Below are 18,253 nucleotides of genomic sequence, written 5' to 3' on the forward strand. Positions count from 1 at the left end.
TCCTTATTTTTTTACCTTACCATTCTCTCAAACCTTTGTCCTGTTTAGACTAGAGGTGCCTTGTCACCCGCTAAGCCCTCAAGCAATTCGATTTGGACGCAGACGATCAAGATAATTCGATTGTGTTAACAGGGCGCGTTCAAACGGCAGAACAAAAAGCATTGGCAGAACAAATTTCTCGGCAAGCTGCACCGAATATTTCGCTCAATAACCAAATCGTAATTCAGTAGTTCCTAACAGTATACCTCTTGCAAAAGTCGGAAACTCTCCTGAATTATCTGCGTCTATCCGTGTTTATCTGTCTTACATCTGCGGTTTCTGTATCAATCAAAGACTCATGCAATCTTGTCTAGTGAAGTGGCAAGAGCATTTGGCGCTTCTTGCCCCTTAAAAAATTGCGCTATAGCAGTCAAGAAACCTCTAGATTTAACAACCTTATTTGACTGGATGCGATCGCAATATTGAAACAATAAACTTATTCCACGATCTCGTAACGGACTAACTGGCGAACATTTTGACGTGATAACTGGAGCTCTTGCGCGATCGCTGCCTCTATCTGGGTGCGGTTTCTGTATCAATCAAAGACTCATGCAATCTTGTCTAGTGAAGTGGCAAGAGCATTTGGCGCTTCTTGCCCCTTAAAAAATTGCGCTATAGCAGTCAAGAAACCTCTAGATTTAACAACCTTATTTGACTGGATGCGATCGCAATATTGAAACAATAAACTTATTCCACGATCTCGTAACGGACTAACTGGCGAACATTTTGACGTGATAACTGGAGTTCTTGCGCGATCGCTGCCTCTATCTGGGTTGCGTCAGTCATTGGCAATTCTAATTCCAATCGCTTCAAAATGGGTTCTGCTGTTTCTACCGCAACCTGGGTGGTTCCTTGGTTTCTGTTAATCACCGCATTGATCCGCAATATATTGACAGAAACCGTTGCTTTAAGCTGGGTATCTGCCTGAAGTTTATTCTTTGCGATCTGGGGTTGTTGTAATTCTTGAGCCATTAGGAAACTGGAGCCAACCCAAAACGCGATCGCCACAAACGGCCATGGCAACCAAAACTCTGCGCCTGATGCTTTTAGCCAACGTTTAGTAACCTGCCACATAAATTTTTTACCCCACCCCAACCCTCCCCGATGCCTTGGTCCGGGAGTAAGAAATTCACAAATGATTTAGGATTGCTATATTTGCACTTTAGTAGAGTTAGCGCTCTGGTGAAATCCTACTCAAGGGCGATGCGTCAAATGTTTCAGTTCGATAAGCCCAATTAAAGAAATATATGAGAATTTTACTTGTGGAGGACGACCCAAAGCAACTGATGCCGCTTCAAACAGTGCTGTCTCAGGCAGGACATAGCGTGGATGGGGTAAAAGATGGAGAGACGGCACAGTGGCTGTTATCAGAAAAAGAATATGATTTGTTGATTTTGGACTGGATGTTGCCACATATCAGCGGGGTAAATCTCTGTCGTCAATATCGATCGGCAGGGAAAACAGCGCCGATTTTGATGATCACCGCAAGAGACACCACGCCGGAAAAAGTGACCGGGTTAGACGCAGGTGCAGATGATTACCTGGTCAAACCGATCGACTTGGTTGAATTCATGGCACGAGTGCGGGCCTTAAGACGGCGATCGGCCCTTTGGCAAGGAGATACGCTCAGCCTTGAGGATCTGCACCTCCACCTCGATACTCTTAATGTTGAGCGACAAGGTGCAACCGTTTCCCTCTCCAGTCGCGAGTTTCAGTTGTTGGAGTATTTTATGCGTCATCCCCGGCAAGTTTTGACTCGGAATCAGATTGAACAAGCGGTGTGGGAATGGGGGACTGAACCAGAGAGCAATGCAATTACGGTTCTAATTCGCAAACTCCGCCAACGCTTGCAGGCTGTAGGATCTGCAGACTGGATTGAGAGCATTTACGGTATGGGTTATCGCCTCACTTCCCCTGAAAAGTAACGATCGTCAAGGCAAGCCGTGTTCAATCAAAGTCGTCGCAATCTGGCTCGTTGGTTCACCCTCTCAATGGGAAGCATTCTCGTGCTGTTTGCGGGGGCGATTTACCAGATTGAGGTAAAAGATAAACTAGAAGCCCTTGACCTACTGCTCTATGACAAAACTAGAGTCATGGCTGCCAGCGTGTATAATGAAGTTCGCCAAAACCAGAACCAGGTCGATCTGAGTCATGTCCCCTTGTTAGGCAGTGGTTCGCATCCCCTTGCTGAAGATCTGATTTACGTGCGCTGGTATAACGCACAAGGGCGGCTAGTTCGTTTTTTTGGGAATTCTCCTCCCGATCGGTTAAATACGCCCTTTGGTTATCTCACTGTTCGATCGACCGATCCACTTTTGGGAAAAGGAATCTGGCTGCGTCAGGTGACATTACCCGTTGAAGGTAGAACAGGGGTACTCGGTTATCTTCAGGTTGCAACTCCCCTGACAGAAACTCAAAACAGGCTCACTGAGCTTCAGATTGTGCTAACTCTCGCTGTCCCGGTGACACTGGGCTTAATTGCCCTCACAGGTTGGTTTCTCAGCGGGCTGGCCATGCAACCGATTCGGCAAGCCTATCAGCAGCTTCAGCGCTTTACAGCCGATGCCTCTCACGAGTTGCGATCGCCCCTGTCTGCCATTCTCACTAATGCCCAGCTTGGGTTGCTCATTGCGGGTGATGATTCACCTTACCATCCTCCCTTAGAAAACATTGTAGATAGCGCAAAATCAATGGGAGCGCTCGTGAATAATTTACTGCTGTTGGCTCGTCATCAGGGGCGACTTGCGCCGGAATCGCTCAGGTTAATCAATCTCAACGAGATCCTCAGCAATTTAGCAACCCAGTTTCTCGCACTTGCAGAAGCCCAAAATATCAAACTCACCTGCGAATCACCGGAACAACCGATTGAATTATTGGCTGACCCTGATTTGCTGCGGCAAGTAGTCGAAAACTTTCTTCACAACGCCTGTAAATATACTCCCGTTGGCGGAACTGTAAAGATACGCCTAGTTCTTCATTCCAATTTGGCAGTCATTCAGATTATCGATACGGGAATCGGTATTTCAGAAGCGGACTTACCCTATATTTTCGATCGCTTCTATCGAGTAGACACCGAGCGATCGCAGGACAGTGGAGGCTTTGGGCTGGGGTTGGCGATCGTCCAACAGATTGTCCAGGCCCATGGTGGAAAAATTCATGTGACGAGTGAAGTGGGCAAAGGCTCAACGTTTCAGATTGAACTGCCGCTCAAACCTTATCACTAAGCCGCCTCAAACGAGAGAGAAGGTGCACTCTGCTTTAGATGTAACTGCAATGTATGTGGTGTATTTGGATGAATGCCGATGAAGCTGAAACATGATTTCTGGGTTGGTTGGGCGATCGCCGCGATCGTTATTACCTCTTGTTCTGAGCAAACTACCTCACAAAGGCAACAACCCGATCTAAAACGTGAAACCTCACTGAGATCGGTCACGTTAGATAAAACAAAAGTTGTGATGGGACAAACCGTATATGTCCCTATTTACTCGCATATTTATCACTACAATAGCCAGGATGATGTGATGGAGTTGTCAGCCACACTCAGTATTCGCAATACGGATCTGACGAATTCGATTATTATCACTTCTGTGCGTTACTACGATACCGATGGGCACTTGATCAGGCAGGATATTAAGAGTCCTGTAGAACTCAAGCCGCTTGCTTCCACAAACTTTTTCATTGCAGCAAATGATACAATTGGAGGCTCAGGTGCCAACTTTATTGTGGAGTGGGTTGCAGAAAAAACGGTTTATGAGCCTATCATTGAAGCTGTCATGATTAGTACCTCTTTTTCTCAGGGCATTTCATTTGTTAGTCCCGCTAAAGTTCTCAAGCAACACAGGATGCAGAAGTGATTTTAGAGAATTAAATTATTTGTCTAGAAGCTAGCTGGCGACTAGCCTAGAAGGGATGGACGGACTGCTGTCAAAATATTTAATTTGGCAACTAAAACCTCCAGATGTTCCGATGTTTATAGTCTAGTTGGTGGGTTTTCCTGTGCGGTATAGTCGCACAGGAGGGCTTGTGACAGGGGCTTGAGTCCTGACCAACTTGATTGTTAACTTCTCACTGCAAAAGATGCTGCTAATTCCCGTTCTGGTTGCATACCAACTGTAGGCGGCATCGAACGACTTGCTACTTGCTCGATCAGTTGTAAATGTTGCGGCAACATTTTAGCTAAACTATATCGTTCTAATGCTGTTTGACGGGCCTTGACGCGAATTTCTGCCATGCGGGTAGGATGGTCTAAAACTTCATCAATGCGATCGGCTACTTGTTTCGGCGAGAAGTAATCGACTAGCAAACCGTTTTCTCCATCGCGGATAACTTCTCTCACGGGCCCTGTGTCGGAACCGATTACTAAACATCCGGTTGATAAAGATTCAATCATCGACCAAGATAACACGAAAGGTCTGGTTAAATAAACGTGTACGTCCGAGGCTTGAATTACTTTTAAATACAGTCCGTAAGGTAGTGGCCCGACAAAGTGAACTCGCGACAAATCTAGCGGCACTTTTTTGAGCATATAGTCTTTGTAAGACTCGCCGTTGGGTAAAGAACGCCCATAACAAACTCTTTCTGAACCAACGATTACAACGTGACAGTTGGGGCGGCGTTCTTGCAAGTAGGCGATCGACTCAATGAACTCTGGAAAGCCCCGGTAAGGTTCCATTCCCCGGGATACATAGGTGACAATTTCATCAACGCCGGACAAGTCTAAGTTGGGCAAAATTAGTTTAGCACCGGGATCGGGTTTGAAGTAATCGGTGTCTACGCCGTCGTGGAGCACGGACAATTTTTGTTGTAATTCTGGCGGAAATTGCGATCGCTGCCAATAAGTGGGCGATAAACCCCAATCGCAAGAATATAAATCGATCAGAATCGGCGCATTTTTTATTCTAATTCTGGCCATATCGTCAACTGTTAAAGGTTCCGCAGGGTCAAAATCTGCGTCGGAACCAATAGCATGATAAAACCACTCGAAATAACAGAGAAGCGGCGTATTTGGAAAAGCTTCTTTGACAAATAATGTCGGACCCCAACCGGAATGTCCGCAGATAATATCCGGTACAAAACCATCGGCTTTGAGTTGTTCTGCCATTCTAAATACGGCTTGTCCGTAGATGACGGCACTTTCTAAAGGGCGGACGTATTGGTGAGTCTGCGCGTGGGGTTCGCGACTGGGTGTAAATGCTGCTTTGCGAACGCCGGGAATGTTCCATTCGGGACGCTCATTTTTAGTGCCGAAAACAATTTGATTTTTGGGATCTGCGCCTAAAGCCGTGATAATGTGGCGGTATTGGGCGGGGAAGTTGGGATGGAGAAATAATGCTTTCATTGTCTGTTGTCAGTTGACTATTGACTGTTGTCTGTTGTTAGTGGGAATAAAATATTTTGATTCAGCTAAAAAGCTTTGGTTTTATTCATTAGGGGTTGGTGCTTTGCAGATCCAGACACAATCTCGCGGTACTGAAGATGTATTTTTCAGGATGATTTCATAGTTTAAATGATGGAAAAATTTTTCCATAATTGTATCAGTCATAACTGAAAATGCTGTGCCGTCTCTGTGCCCTAGCAAGTTTTTGTCCCACTCGCTGGCGAATTTTTGCCACCCTAATTCGGTAAAAATATTTGTGTGGTGAAACACACAAATTCGATCGCCCCGCAGCAGTTTGGGAATTCGAGTCAGATAGTTGAATATATCTACCGGCTCTACGTGTACCATTGTATCGTAACAAAAGCAGACATCGGCTGAACCTGGAGCAATGCCGTCTAATGTTAAACCGTCGAGTTTGACGTAAGAAACGCGATCGTCTCCCAAGCGCGATCGGGCCGCTTGCAGCATTTGACTGGAAATGTCGGCACAAATTAGGCGATCGCAATATTTCAGCAGCAGCGAACCCGTTTTTCCCCCGCCGATACCAATTTCTAAAACCGTATGTTCTTTTTTGATGTACGGTGCAATAAATTGCTGTTCTATCAGCGCTTCGTATTCGGCTAAGGAGTTGGCGGCACCGGCAGCTTTACCTATCCATTCGTCGCCAATATGGGCAAGTTCGGCATTAGTTTTTTGCCACTGTTGGGCGTAACTGTCCCATGCCCTTTCATAATCTACTCTTGGGCGATCGGTCATTTTTTCATGGTTCATTTTTAATTTTATAGTATTGATGGGTCAATTTTCAATATGTTCCGCAAGTCTTGGCAAATTATATCAAATCCTGCCCCAAGTCTACGACTTGATTTACTGCCCTTGGCTGGGCGGGACGCTGACATTGTAAGATGACTAATGACTGCTGAAATATGCTTCGCATAAAATATCTGCATAAGCGTGACTCATTTCCTCAAAAGTATTAAGCGAATCCAAAACATATTTAGCGTTTTCAGCTAACTGCTGGCGCAATGATTTGTCATCCAATAAACTAATCAAAGCTGAAACTAATTCCTCCGGACGATCGGGTGTATAAAACAAACCATTAATTCCCGACCGCACTTGTTCTCTAATTCCAAAAACTGGCGAAGTAACAATTGGCAAATCGCAGGCCATCGCCTCCAAAATCACTCTCGGAAAACTTTCGACGCGAGAAGTGCAAACAAATATATCAGCCGCTTTGTAATATTTTCCCGTCTCCCCAGTTTCCGGGACTACTGTCACCCTTTGCCGCAACTCTTGTGGCAATTCCCCCACTAACTCGGCTAATTTATTGCTGTAAATACTCGGACGATCGCCCACAATAAAACACCTAATTTTATTGTGCCATTTGTCAGGCAAAAGAGAAAGTGCTTTAACTAAATCCTGCTGGCCTTTGCGTTCGCATACCGTTCCCAGCAGCAAAATTACCACATCTTCCGCTGCAACATCTAAACTTTTTCTAGCCAATTCAGAATTCTCCGAACTTTCCAGTTTGCTCAAATCTAAGCCGTTGTGAATCACGGTAAAATTATGGTGGCTGTTGAGAGGCAAATACCTGTCGCGCGTTGCATCCGCCACAAAAATCACTTTGTAAGGAAAGCGAAAACACTCTAAAGCTCTCGCCGCAATCTCAGAACCAAACCTATTAAAATAAGTTTGCCAAGGTTCGCTTTCGTGCACGTTCCACACCACAGGAATTCCGATTTGCCGCGCCGCATCAATTACAAAAAAGTTTTCTAAAGTATTGGCATAAATTGCATCTACTTTTAAACTTTCAATTTCCTTGCTAAAACTGCCGATAGCTTCATCGTAAGCATCGCGCTGATAGATGTGTTCGAGGGGATTGTCGCGCACAATTACTTCAATTCCCTGCTGTTCGTAAGCTTGACGCAGGGGCCCGTCTGTTGTGCAAAGTACGATCGGCTCAATCACACCTTCCGCCGCCAATTTCACAGCGATTTCGTACTGATGGAGCGGCGCCCCTGTGAAATCCAGCGAATTGCTACACATCAAAACTTTGACAGGATTAACAAAACCATTGGCTGCTTCCAACAAACCAGAATCACTAAATTTGCGTTCTTCCTTCTCGGTTACATCCGTTACAAAATCCGTTGCCGAACCTTCTTCCTTCATAAAAAACCGTCGAGGTTGAATATGAAAATACTCATCTTCTAAAGACAAGTGAGGACTGTAAAAACTGTCATTTTTCCCCGCGTACTTGCGCCTAAAAGCCGCCACTTCTTGAGGATTGTCGGTAAAACCCCTAGAAGTTCCCTCTTTGTGCAACAATTCCGCATCAGGACAATATACGCACCGATAACCCCGTTCTAACAGCCGGTATCCGTAATCTGCATCATTGTAAGCAACAGCAAAATTCTCCTCATCAAAACCGCCCAATTCTAAGAACAATTGACGCGGAGTAATCGTACAAGCCGCTGTTACTGCAGAGTAATTTCGCGTTACCATTGCTTGAGAAAGATAGCCGCGATTTTCGCTGTTCATCAGCTTAAAAGCGTGACCCGCCAAACCGTGATGGAGACCGTGAATTACGCCCGCGTGCTGAATTCTGCCGTCAGGATATAAAAGCCTCGCGCCGACTGCACCCACGCCAGGGATTTGAGCGTATCCGACCATTTGACTCAGCCAGCGGGGGTTAATTACTTCAGTATCGTTGTTCAAAAACAAAACATATTCGCTATCAACTTGTTCGGCAGCGCGGTTGTTAATTGCTGCAAAACTAAACTTGCCTCCAGGATTTTTTATCCGCAAAACTTGGCAATTTAATTGCTTTAAATATTCCAGAGTTTTCGGATCGTCGCTTTCGTTGTCGATAATGGCAACTTGATAATTTTTGTATGTGGTATTTTCCAGAGAATCCAAACAGGCTTTCAGCAATGTGAGCTGATTTTTAGTAGGAATAATTACCGTTACTGACGGGCCCTTATCCGGGAAATCCTGGGCAAATATGCCCAGATTTTCTTTAATAGCCCATGCGTGCTGAGCGACATTGCCCTTTATTTTGCGGCGGTTTAGTGCGTCTTGAATGGCTTTTTGACCTGCGGCAAAACTAGCGGGTTTCGCGGCCCCAGATATGGCTGTAGAACCGGGTGCTGTTCGCCAGTGATACAGCACTAACGGCAGGTGCGCGACGTGGCGCGAAATTTCGGTTGCTCTCAAGGCAAAATCGTAATCTTGGGACCCTTCAAAACCGATCCGCAAACCTCCTATTTGTTCAAAAATGTGTTTTCTCACGGCGCACAAATGACCGAGATACATATAGGAAAGCAGCAGTTCCGGCGACCATTCCGGTTTGAATTGCGGGGCGAAGCGGCGACCTTTGGTGTCGATTTTGTCGTCATCGGAGTAGAGAAAATCGGTGTCTGGATGCGCTGCAAAATATAGGGCGACTTCACCTAGGGCATCGGGAGTTAGTTCGTCGTCGTTGTCTAAAAACAGGATGATGTCGCCTGTTGCGAGGGCGGCGGCACTGTTGGTTGCTGCGCTGATGTTGCCGTTTTCTGTACGAAATGTGATGCGGATACGATCGTCCTTTTGGGCCCAGTCCTTCAAATTTTCAGCAACAGTGAATTCTGTACTGCAATCGTCTGCAATGCAGAGTTCCCAGTTTGGGTAAACTTGATTGATTACGCTAGCGATCGCACTTTCGAGAAAATCTATCTGCGGATTGTAAACTGGCATCACCACCGAGATTTTTGGCAGCGGTTCCTGGCAGGACTTTAACCGAGAAATCAAGTAATTGCGCGCGCGATCGTTCCACTGATTCACCTCCAGCCAAGCGTCATACCTATCAATGGGTTTAGGCACCACAAAACCCGCAGGCGGCAGCAAATCTCCCGGCGCAGTAAACTGTTTTTGCTGCCGATAAATCTTCCCCAACTGGCGAATCACCTTCACAATTTCCCAAGGCATCGGCACAATTCTGCCCAGACGCTGCTTTCTCTCCCTCGCCCGCTGCCGGATTGCCTCTATAAAACTCGAAAACTCCTGAAATTTATCAGCACTTCGCTGCCAGATATCGTTGCGCCGCACGGTCAATTTTTTAGGCGCTTGAAAATACAAAATTTCCCCAGTTTCTAATTGAGCTTGCAGTGAAACGTGCCATTCGCCAGGAGGCAAATCGACAAGAACTTCAAAGCCACTTTCGGAACTGTTAACCCAGTCGGGGAACACTTCGCCGACATCTTTTCTCCGCAAACCATAGGCGCATTCTACAGAAGTATCCCCGCACAAAAATGTTAATTTAGCAATTTTACGATCGTGGTGGCAGCACCAACCTGCGAACAAAATTTTACCCGGACGCTGTTCCCACAGCGCTGGTACATCTAATGATGCTTGAATCGTTGAAACCACCAGCGGATAAGCTGCTAAAAGATGCCATTTCCCGCCCTCATCTTGCGCTTCCAGCAGCACTTCATGCCGTCCAGCAGGCGCTTCCAATTCAATTGTAAAACCACATTTATTGACCGCTGAAATATTAGAATTGGCTGCAGCTATATCGCTTCTTTCGATGCCGTACGCCCCGACGAAAGTCTTGTTTTCTATTCGGGCGCGAACAGCTTTAATCTCTCTTTTTGTGTTAAAAGCCCAGCCCGCGATTAGCAGGTTAGAATCGCTAACTTGCCAAGTAGTGGGTCGATCTAACGAAAAAACAAATTTCGGGAAGATGTCACGGATTCTGTGCTGAATTTCCCACAAGTTTTCTCTCAGTTGCCACCAGTCCGAAGACTTGATAGCAGCAATTTCTGCTCGAACTCTTTCTGTTTCCTGGCGCGATTCTTGTAAGTATTCCCGACTTTGATTTAATTTATCCAGTGTTTGAGTTTGTACTGTTTCCAACCGCAGCAACTCCCCTAACTTTTCCTGCAATCTAAATTCTTTCTCTTCAACCTTTACCTGAGTTTGCCCTAATTCTGCTTCTAATTCCAATACTTTCGCTAAAGCTTCTTGAAATTGCGATTCTTTGCCAGCAAGCTGTACCTGAGTTTGTCCTAATTCTGTTTCTAATCCGAGGAGTTTCGCTAAAGCTTCTTGAAAATGCGTTTCTTTGCCAGCAAGCTGTACTTGAGTTTTCCCTAATTCTGCTTCTAATTCCAATACTTTTTTTAAAGCTTCTTGAAATTGCGATTCTTTGCCTGCAAGCTGTACCTGAGTTTGTCCTAATTCTGTTTCTAATCCGAGGAGTTTTACTAAAGCTTCTTGAAAATTTGATTCTTTGCCTGCAAGCTGTACTTGAGTTGCTCCTAATTCTGTCTCTAATCCCAAAACTTTCGTCTGGGCATGGTGAAATTGTTCTTGCCACTGTTTGAGTTCGGAAGAGCTGGTTTTTTGCTCTTTTTCCAGCAAGCGGATTTTTAGCCAATCTTCAAATGGCCAGATTGGAGATGCTGGGAAATGAATAACTTGAGCGCTCACATCTTTCGATTCGCTGCTGAGATTGCCAGCTTGGGTTTCCAAAAGTTCATATAGTTCTAATGCTTCGGGAAAATATTTTTCTATTAAACTCGGTCTGTGACTTTTGACAATATCGTTGACTAATAAAGATTCTTCAAAATTGTCGCCCGGTGTCGCACTTAAGTTAACATTAAATTTTTCGTTGACTCGATCAATGAAAAGTTCAGGAGTGTGGCCGATGGGGTAAACGTTTGCTAGCAGACAGCGATCGGGAAAACGTTCGTAAAGTTCTAAAACTTGTTGATTGTAGTGAATCCACATTTTTACTGCCATTTCGGGATTTTGCAGCAAGCTGACATCGGTTCCCCGGCGGTAAAGGGAATCGACTACTTCCCAGGGCGATCGATAAACACAGATAAAATTAGCTTCTGGGAGCAAAGTCAGCCAAAAATCCCAAAAAAGGGCTGTTCGCGGGTCTTTCCAACCCCAATGTTTGTGAGTTTGTTGATTTTGCTCGATCGCGCGTTTGGCGATTTCCACGTATTCTGCTGCTACCGGAATCGTTTTTTCAAACGTACATCCGAGTTCATCAATACCGTGCGATCGCAAAACACTTTTGTGAAACTCCACAAAATCAACATTCTCGAAATGACCTTTCACATTTCCGTCGGCCGGGCCCACTAACTTTTTGCCAATATCAACCCCGACTTCCTGAAACAAAGAAGCTGTTAAAGACGTACCGGAACGGTGCATTCCGGTAACAATAAAAACCGACGGTTTGGTGTCATTTGTACTCACAATTTCTCTCCCTTCTCCCTCGCCCTAATTCCCCCACCAATTTTACTCTATCGCTACTCTCCCGCTAAGCCGAGTGACCGCCTGACTTGAAACCAGGCGGTTCTCACCTTCCAGAACTTGCTCGTTTCCATTGCCAAAACTCGATTGTGCGATCGCTCTAGTTCTTTTTTGACATTAATTAGCTGATTTTGAGTTTGTTCCAACTGCATCTGGACAGATATTAACTGATTTTGAGTTTGCTCCAACTGCGTGTGAGCTGAAATTAATTGACTTTGAGTTTCTTGCAACTCCGTTTGAGTAATCATTAACTTACTTTGACTTTGCTCCCATTCTATTTTAGCAGAAGCTAACTGAGTCTCCATTAGTTTCATTTTAGTCTGAGTAGACCCCAAAAGAGACTGCGATTGCCTTTGGCTCAGCAGCGATTTCACAGTGCAAGTTTCCAGAATCCATTCCCAACCGTAGTTATTGATTGCTTTGACTATTAACACATCCTGTGGCGTCACAGTGTTTTTCGGTAAATAACAGCGCCAACCAGACTGCAAAGCAGCATCTGTTTTAAAATATCCAGCCACATCCGACCTATTGTAAAAAGGCTCGCATCTCTCTACTAATTCGCCGTTTACCAGGACTTGCACCTCCTCAATCCGGCCCTCCTTGTTCACATCGGCCGCCCACCCTTCCAGATACAAATTATCCTTAGTAGTTAAAGCAGCAACATCAACATATCCTTCCGGGTGGTGACTGAATTTCAAACTAGAAAATTCTCTATTCAGTTGATTTGTAACCACATACAAATCTTGAAACCTGCATATACCTTTTTCAATTCGATGCACAAATGCTTTGCCGCCACTAACTCGATCAACAATTTCTCTAACAAACTTTTCCGTTACATAAGTTGTACCGTATTCTTCCTTGTCTAAAGACTGACTTTCGCTATCGGCGCTAAACAGAATTCCTTTTGCCGGCATTTCTACATGAGATTCCAGCAGACTCTCGTCGTGAACACTGAACATCAAAATCCCGTCTTTAGTTAACAAATCGTACAAATTTTGCAGCCAACTTGTAAAAGTTCTTTCCGGCATATGGCTGAAAAAAGAATTAGCCAGAATGCAGTCAAACTTTCTGTCAATTAAATAATTTTCTGGTTTTCCCGTCGATACGATACCGCTAACGCCCAAGTATTCTGTTTGAAACTTGACCGCGTTAGCATAAATATCAGACACCCAAATTTTTTCCGGCGCCATTTCCTGAATCAAAAACCGCGTAAATCGACCGTAACCGCAGGCAAAATCTAGAAAAGACGGTACATTTTCAAAACTCCCAAAATGCCATTCCACAACTTGTTTAACCGTATCCAAGATGCGACGGCCGATCGCATAATAGCGCACGAAAGCCCGATCGCGATCGTCTTTGACATTGCTCAAGCTGAACAAATACATTTCATCGTCTTCGCAGATATTCTGTTTAAAATCTTCGGGAAACTTAGCTTGATCTCGAATAAATGCTTTGATTACGGGATTTTCTACTAAATCTAAAGTGATATTGCTCATGGTTTTTACAGAATTTTAGATAACCTCAGTTGACTGCTCTTTCATCAGAGAATCAGCATTAACAACAGTTAAACACGGTTCGATCAGCAAGTCAACGATGCCGTTACCGCACGACTCAGTACAAGACTGAACTCTAAACATCGCCACATCAACGCAGCGATCCAGATAAGTTAAATCTCCATCTACCGTCCCCACAACCCCAGCATTCAGAAAATAAACCCCCGGATTCAGCAAACATTTAAATTGAAACTTCACTACAATTGTCGTTCCCGCTTCCACATACCTAACTGACTGAGTAGAACCCTTCAAAGAAGCACCCGCCAACTCAAAACCGCTAATCGTTTTAATCAACATTCCAAACCTAACTTTGGAAGTTGACCGGGAGAAAGTGACCGAGTAAGTGTAAATATAATCTTGACGACCGATCAAGTGATTTACCACATTTCCCTTCAGCGTCTCGATGCGGGGATTGATAATTTCCGCTCCGCGAGACGGATACCTCACCGTATTCGACGGTATCATCCCCGGATCGTAAAATTCATCGTAATGTTCATTGGGTTTGGATAAATGCTGCTCCGGTTTAACTTCCCTCTTTGTGCTTTCTAAATTAGCATCCTGAAGGTTGGCTTGACTTTCCTGTTTTGTCAGTTGGTTCAGATCTCGAATATCTGACTTCAGCCCTAGAACCTGATCCGGATCGGCATAAATCAGCTTTTGATACTTAGAAATTACCACCTTCGGCGTGTGAGCGAGCAGTAATTCACCGCTATCCATTAAAATCGCCGACGTACACAGTTGTACCACTGAAGTAGCAGCATGAGAAACAAATAAAATCGTTCCGCCACCTTCCTGAATGCTTTGCAAGCGGGCAAAACACTTTCGTTGAAAAGCTTCATCGCCCACCGAAAGCGCCTCGTCAACCACCAAAATATCCGGCTCGACGCTAGTCGCAACGGCAAAAGCTAGCCTGACAAACATACCGCTAGAATAAGTTTTGACTGGCTGTTCGATGAAATCCCCAATATCAGCAAAAGCAGCTATATCGTCAAACTTTTCTTCAGTTTCTTTTTGATTGAAGCCCAGTAACTGAGCGTTAAAAAACACATTTTGTCGCCCGGTAAATTCCGGGTTAAACCCGCTTCCGAGTTCCAACAAAGCGGAGACTCGCCCTTTAACATCTACGCTGCCTGCGGTAGGAGTCAGCGTCCCCACAATTATTTGCAGGAGAGTGCTTTTTCCGGAACCGTTGCGACCGACGATTCCCAGAGTTTGTCCTTGAGGAATTTCTAGATTGATGTCGTGCAGGGCCCAAAATTCGTCAGCCAGTTTTTTGCTGGGGTAAATAATTTCTTTTAAGCGGTCTCCTGGATGATCGTACCGCTTAAAGCATTTGGAAACATTTTTTAGTGAAATTACATTTTCTGTCATTGGCGGCAGTCAATCGATTTTAGATTTTAGATTTTAGATTTTAGATTGATATTATGTCCGCTCTCACTAAAAATAGATTTGTACTGAGGACTAAAGTCCTCTGATTTTTATGAGGACTTTAGTCCTCACTACAAACCTTTATTGGGATTTTAGATTTTAGATTGACTTTCGCTCTCAAATAAGTTTACAGCACGTCAGCAAAAGCGGGACGCAAACGCCGGTAAACCGCCAAACCTCCACAAAATATAGCAGCAGAAATTAGCGTGGCGACACCCCATTCGCCCCAGTGCTTAACTTCTCCAAGCAGTATGAGCTCTCGATAAACCTCCGAGATGGTGGCCATTGGATTCAGCCAAAATATCCACGCTCGCCACTCTTGGGGGATTACTGATGCTGGATAGACGATCGGCGTCAAATAAAACCAAAAATTTAGAATAACACCTAATGTCTGAGGAATGTCTCGCAAAAACACCGTCAAGCCCGCTGTCAAATATCCCAAACCCGCTGTCAGCAGCAACTGAGGAATCCAAACCAGTGGCAGCAAGCATAAAGTAGCGTTGAGCTTTTGCGAGGAAACTGCTACTATGACAATCAAAGCTGCTAAACCCAGAGAACTTTCAAGAAAAGCTGTAAAAATCGGCACTAGCGGTAGCAAACCGAGGGGAAATACCACTTTTTTCACTAAATTCGGCTGCCCCACCACCGATACTCCCGACTTGATCAAACCGCTGGTGAAGGCACTCCAAGGCAACAAACCTGCAAACAGCCAGACTCCAAATGTAATGTTGCTGTTTTCCGGGAAGCCTGCAAGGCTGAGCTTTACCTTGAGGACGATCGAAAATACGTACGTGTAAATCACTAATTGCGATAGCTGATTCAGCAGCGGCCACAAATTGCCCAGAATCGAGCCTTTGTATTGAGCTTCCAAGTCCCGGCGCACCAATGTTGCCAGCAGATTCAGCTTCGCCCATCGTTGGCTAGTTGCAGGCCGCCTGCCGCCCACCCTTCGGGCCTTTTGGGCAACTCCTTTCACCGTTCTCAGCAATTTTTTCGCCCTCGTTCACTACCTTCACACCTAAATCAACTCAAGCTACAATTGTGCAGCTTTTGCTAAACCGCAATTATTCCACAGCCCCGTCGCTTTAATCAAGCATATGCCACCCTGGCGAAGTATGTTATTTTAGCCGATCGCCGATCGTACTGCCGAACCGATCGCTAGTTTTTGCTCGTCGTCGTAGCCCCACCGCTGGAAAAATTCCTCGTACTCGCCGCTGGCATTCTGTAAACTTTCTAGCATTTGCGACGCTATAGTTTGACAGGCTGGCATTTGCAGGAGTTGAATTAAATTGCGCGATCGCTCCTGCACTCTAGCAGAACCTGCCGCCATTTCGTCGCTTTGATGGCGCGAATGATACACGACCATTGCCGCCGACATCGCCAAATTTTTCACCAGCAGTTCTGCTACGATCTCAGGAGCCGATCGCAGCGCCTCGACTACTCCGGGTGATGGCTGATCTGCCTCCTGTCCATCGTCCGTTAGATAGGTGACAAAAAACCCCCTAGCACCGTTCTGTGTTTCCACCAGAGAGGTAACAGCTTGCTCGATGTCGGCCTGTAAAAGTTGAGCGGCCTCAATGAACGACAGTAAAGATTGAGTCAGCTCGATCGCCCCCTCAAAAGTTATGCTTTCCGATGCTAGTAAAGAAGATGGAATACTCATCACGGACTCAATAATTGTAAAGATTCTGCTAATAATTGTAAACAATTCCCGCTGCCCGATCGCAGATAAATATGGCTATTATCTCCTCCAAACAACAGCCCCCCGACCCAAGTCTACCCGAAGACATAGCCCCAGCCCCCCGCAAAAAAGCCGTCAAACCCCAGGCGGAATCTTTACTAGAATCGCAAGAACTACCCGACGAAATCAACAGCAAACAAGACGACAAAATCCGGCCCCAGCGGTTAGCTGAATACATCGGGCAAAAAGACTTGAGAGAAGTTTTGGCGATCGCAATTGCAGCCGCCAAATCTCGCGGCGAACCGATGGATCACCTGTTACTATACGGACCGCCAGGGTTGGGCAAAACCACAATGTCGCTAATTTTAGCAGCAGAAATGGAAGTTGAATGCAAAATCACCACAGCCCCAGCTTTAGAAAAACCGCGAGATATTGTTGGATTGCTGATCAACCTCAAAGCAGGCGACGTGCTGTTTATAGACGAAATTCACCGTTTATCTAAAGTTACAGAAGAAATCCTCTATCCGGCGATGGAAGACTGCCGCTTAGATATTACGATCGGTCAAGGAAAAAGCGCCAAAATCCGCAGCATTCCCCTGAAACCCTTTACCTTAGTAGGCGCAACCACAAAAGTTGGATCGCTGACATCTCCATTGCGCGATCGCTTCGGCTTAATCCAAAGATTGCGCTACTACGAAATAGACGAACTTAGTCTAATTGTCCAAAGAACCGCCCAAGTTCTCGACACTCAAATCACCCTAGAAGGAGCCATAGAAATTGCCCGCAGAGCTCGCGGAACCCCCCGGATCGCTAACCGCTTGCTGCGGCGAGTTAGAGACTACAGCGAAGTCAAAAACTTAAAGCCGATTGATGCCGAAGTTGCCTCAGTCGCCCTCGAACTGTTCAACGTCGATCCGCTAGGTTTGGATTGGACTGATCGATGCCTTTTGACAGCAATGATCGAAAACTTTAACGGCGGCCCGGTGGGTTTAGAAACTCTTGCAGCTTCCACAGGAGAAGATACTCAAACAATTGAGGATGTGTACGAACCGTATTTAATGCAAATCGGATTTTTGCAGCGAACAAGTCGGGGCAGAATTGCCACAGCGGCTGCGTGGAAACATCTAGGTTTTGTCTCACCTAAATTATTGTAGGGTACGTTAGATGGAGTGTGCTTAAATAATCATCGAGGTTGGGTCATGCGTTAATTCAATGGGAATAATGAGTCACAATCCATTCGGCATATCGGCGGACATAATCACAGGAGTCGTTGGAACAAGCTAAAGCTACTGCGAGAGTTGTCTGAAGGTCAAGGTGGAGAGCAAGTCGCAATTTATCCTTAAACTGTTGGGAAAAATGACCAGAATCCAGACGTTCGGTGATGCAAAAAACGAGGCGTTGGCTCTGCGATGCGGTCAAGGTACAGTGCTTGAGACGACGACAAATCCTGGCACGCGCTCTGCCATGCCCAGCTACTCGCACTAATGTGTCAGCCTCCACAAACATAATACACATTTCCACTGCCTCGGAGTCGTCAAGCAAAAGCCGATCCACAAACTCATCCAAGCCCTGCCGACTGTAGTTCATCCGGGCGTAGCTCGCTTCTTTGGCTATTTTAGTGGATTTTGATTCACTCTTCTTACGGAGGCGATCGCGAAATCTGGAAGTAGCCATAAACAATTAACTCGATATATGTCTATAATAATCAATCCTAAACTATCCGCATCCAGCCGCAACTCCCGCAACATCTTTTCTCGCTTGCGCGCAATTTTTATAGCAGTTTCCCAAGTGAAACTAAAAGGCTCTTCAGAACTTATGGTGATAACTTTATCTAATAAAAGATAGACTCGTGCATAAGACTAGAAGCTGAAACTC

At 45.4% G+C, this 18,253-nt stretch carries 14 protein-coding genes; 5 read left to right on the forward strand and 9 right to left on the reverse strand.

Features of this window, described 5'->3' with window-relative positions:
* Positions 1 to 92: 92 nt before the first annotated feature.
* Entirely contained in the window at positions 93 to 230 is a 138-nt protein-coding gene (locus QUA40_RS22965; RefSeq protein WP_333130134.1) for a hypothetical protein, read from the forward strand.
* A 496-nt stretch (positions 231 to 726) separates the two neighbouring features.
* Here QUA40_RS22965 and QUA40_RS22970 read toward each other — a convergent pair whose 3' ends face one another.
* Positions 727 to 1,113, reverse strand: a complete 387-nt coding sequence (locus QUA40_RS22970; RefSeq protein WP_333130136.1) for a hypothetical protein — start codon at positions 1,111 to 1,113, stop codon at positions 727 to 729.
* Positions 1,114 to 1,286: 173 nt separating this feature from the next.
* On the opposite strand from QUA40_RS22970, the gene rppA reads away from it, so the two are divergent.
* The 3 genes from rppA (at position 1,287) to QUA40_RS22985 (ending at position 3,893) form a co-directional block, all read left to right on the forward strand.
* Positions 1,287 to 1,964, forward strand: a complete 678-nt coding sequence (gene rppA / locus QUA40_RS22975; protein WP_333130138.1) for a two-component system response regulator RppA — start codon at positions 1,287 to 1,289, stop codon at positions 1,962 to 1,964.
* A gap of 18 nt (positions 1,965 to 1,982) precedes the next feature.
* Positions 1,983 to 3,263: a HAMP domain-containing sensor histidine kinase gene (locus tag QUA40_RS22980; RefSeq protein WP_333130140.1), complete on the forward strand. Its 1,281-nt coding sequence runs from the start codon at positions 1,983 to 1,985 to the stop codon at positions 3,261 to 3,263.
* A 78-nt stretch (positions 3,264 to 3,341) separates the two neighbouring features.
* Entirely contained in the window at positions 3,342 to 3,893 is a 552-nt protein-coding gene (locus QUA40_RS22985) for a DUF3124 domain-containing protein (protein WP_333130142.1), read from the forward strand.
* Between the two features lie 203 nt (positions 3,894 to 4,096).
* On the opposite strand, the gene QUA40_RS22990 is transcribed toward QUA40_RS22985, so the two are convergent.
* From QUA40_RS22990 to QUA40_RS23020, 7 genes are all read right to left on the reverse strand, one after another.
* A complete protein-coding gene (locus tag QUA40_RS22990) occupies positions 4,097 to 5,377 on the reverse strand; it encodes a glycosyltransferase family 4 protein (protein ID WP_333130144.1) in 1,281 nt (426 codons plus the stop codon).
* Positions 5,378 to 5,458: 81 nt separating this feature from the next.
* Positions 5,459 to 6,187 carry a class I SAM-dependent methyltransferase gene (locus QUA40_RS22995; protein ID WP_333130145.1) on the reverse strand — a complete coding sequence of 243 codons (729 nt, stop codon included), beginning with the start codon at positions 6,185 to 6,187 and terminating at the stop codon, positions 5,459 to 5,461.
* A 135-nt stretch (positions 6,188 to 6,322) separates the two neighbouring features.
* The gene (locus tag QUA40_RS23000; RefSeq protein ID WP_333130147.1) at positions 6,323 to 11,659 is read right to left on the reverse strand and encodes a glycosyltransferase; all 5,337 of its coding nucleotides are present in this window, start codon (positions 11,657 to 11,659) and stop codon (positions 6,323 to 6,325) included.
* A 53-nt stretch (positions 11,660 to 11,712) separates the two neighbouring features.
* Positions 11,713 to 13,212: a methyltransferase gene (locus QUA40_RS23005; protein WP_333130149.1), complete on the reverse strand. Its 1,500-nt coding sequence runs from the start codon at positions 13,210 to 13,212 to the stop codon at positions 11,713 to 11,715.
* Between the two features lie 15 nt (positions 13,213 to 13,227).
* Positions 13,228 to 14,640 carry an ABC transporter ATP-binding protein gene (locus QUA40_RS23010; RefSeq protein WP_333130151.1) on the reverse strand — a complete coding sequence of 471 codons (1,413 nt, stop codon included), beginning with the start codon at positions 14,638 to 14,640 and terminating at the stop codon, positions 13,228 to 13,230.
* Between the two features lie 184 nt (positions 14,641 to 14,824).
* The gene (locus tag QUA40_RS23015; protein WP_333130153.1) at positions 14,825 to 15,673 is read right to left on the reverse strand and encodes an ABC transporter permease; all 849 of its coding nucleotides are present in this window, start codon (positions 15,671 to 15,673) and stop codon (positions 14,825 to 14,827) included.
* A gap of 147 nt (positions 15,674 to 15,820) precedes the next feature.
* Positions 15,821 to 16,360: a hypothetical protein gene (locus QUA40_RS23020; RefSeq protein ID WP_333130156.1), complete on the reverse strand. Its 540-nt coding sequence runs from the start codon at positions 16,358 to 16,360 to the stop codon at positions 15,821 to 15,823.
* 71 nt (positions 16,361 to 16,431) lie between these two features.
* Here QUA40_RS23020 and ruvB point away from each other — a divergent pair, with 71 nt between their 5' ends.
* The gene (gene ruvB, locus QUA40_RS23025; RefSeq protein ID WP_333130158.1) at positions 16,432 to 17,532 is read left to right on the forward strand and encodes a Holliday junction branch migration DNA helicase RuvB; all 1,101 of its coding nucleotides are present in this window, start codon (positions 16,432 to 16,434) and stop codon (positions 17,530 to 17,532) included.
* Positions 17,533 to 17,587: 55 nt separating this feature from the next.
* Here ruvB and QUA40_RS23030 read toward each other — a convergent pair whose 3' ends face one another.
* Entirely contained in the window at positions 17,588 to 18,052 is a 465-nt protein-coding gene (locus QUA40_RS23030) for a hypothetical protein (RefSeq protein ID WP_333130160.1), read from the reverse strand.
* Between the last annotated feature and the right edge of the window lie 201 nt (positions 18,053 to 18,253).

The organism is Microcoleus sp. Pol11C3 (genome assembly GCF_036701485.1).
Lineage (GTDB): Bacteria > Cyanobacteriota > Cyanobacteriia > Cyanobacteriales > Microcoleaceae > Microcoleus.

What these genes read in the sequence shown, in the direction of transcription:
- QUA40_RS22995 (WP_333130145.1), bottom strand. Translation starts at nt 6,187, where the DNA reads ATGAACCATGAAAAAATGACCGATCGCCCAAGAGTAGATTATGAAAGG.
- QUA40_RS23005 (WP_333130149.1), bottom strand. Translation starts at nt 13,212, where the DNA reads ATGAGCAATATCACTTTAGATTTAGTAGAAAATCCCGTAATCAAAGCA.
- QUA40_RS22985 (WP_333130142.1), top strand. Translation starts at nt 3,342, where the DNA reads ATGAAGCTGAAACATGATTTCTGGGTTGGTTGGGCGATCGCCGCGATC.
- rppA (WP_333130138.1), top strand. Translation starts at nt 1,287, where the DNA reads ATGAGAATTTTACTTGTGGAGGACGACCCAAAGCAACTGATGCCGCTT.
- QUA40_RS23020 (WP_333130156.1), bottom strand. Translation starts at nt 16,360, where the DNA reads ATGAGTATTCCATCTTCTTTACTAGCATCGGAAAGCATAACTTTTGAG.
- QUA40_RS23030 (WP_333130160.1), bottom strand. Translation starts at nt 18,052, where the DNA reads ATGGCTACTTCCAGATTTCGCGATCGCCTCCGTAAGAAGAGTGAATCA.
- QUA40_RS23010 (WP_333130151.1), bottom strand. Translation starts at nt 14,640, where the DNA reads ATGACAGAAAATGTAATTTCACTAAAAAATGTTTCCAAATGCTTTAAG.
- QUA40_RS22970 (WP_333130136.1), bottom strand. Translation starts at nt 1,113, where the DNA reads ATGTGGCAGGTTACTAAACGTTGGCTAAAAGCATCAGGCGCAGAGTTT.
- QUA40_RS22990 (WP_333130144.1), bottom strand. Translation starts at nt 5,377, where the DNA reads ATGAAAGCATTATTTCTCCATCCCAACTTCCCCGCCCAATACCGCCAC.
- ruvB (WP_333130158.1), top strand. Translation starts at nt 16,432, where the DNA reads ATGGCTATTATCTCCTCCAAACAACAGCCCCCCGACCCAAGTCTACCC.